The organism is Cyanobium sp. NIVA-CYA 375, assembly GCF_056108345.1.
The window spans coordinates 1-536 of record NZ_JBSYHW010000424.1 but is presented as its reverse complement, the minus strand read 5'-3'; the positions used below and the strand labels follow the sequence as shown (position 1 = coordinate 536).

Below are 536 nucleotides of genomic sequence, written 5' to 3'. Positions count from 1 at the left end.
GCCGCCGCGAAGCAGCCCGGTTCGGTGAGGTGGCACTCTCGCTGAGGACTGAATCCGAAGCGCTGGAACAGAAGCTTGCCGCAACCAACAGGGAACTGAGCCTCGCCCGCGAATTCCTGGCCGCACAGTCCCGCGAACTCGAAGCGCTGGGACGCGTTGCGGTGGAACGGTTGACGGTGAATGCCGACCGTCTGCAGTCGTTGGTCCACACGAATAGCGACCAGGTGGAGGCCATCGCCTCGGTCAGCACCACCGCGCTGGAGAACATGGGTCGCTTGCGTGACGATCTGCCGGTCATTGCCAATTCCGCCCGGGATGTCGCCAACCAGATCGGGGGTGCAGGCCGGACCGCGCACAGCCAGATTGCCGAGTTGGTGGCAGGGTTCGAACGGCTCAACCAGTTCGGTCAGGCGAGCGAACGACAAGTCGGCTCGCTCCAGTCGCGGGTTGATGCGGCAATTGCAGCGTTTGAGGCGCAACTGGCACAGATGGAAGATCTGACCGGGGCGCGTTTCGATGCGTTGCGCGCAGCCAGC

The 536-nt window shown here is 64.2% G+C and carries 1 protein-coding gene; it reads left to right on the top strand.

All coding sequences use genetic code 11. From position 1 onward, the window contains the following. Nucleotides 1–29 precede the first annotated feature (29 nt). A partial coding sequence (locus AC01FP_RS18945; protein ID WP_474482504.1) for a hypothetical protein occupies nt 30–536 on the top strand: 507 nt, incomplete at its 3' end.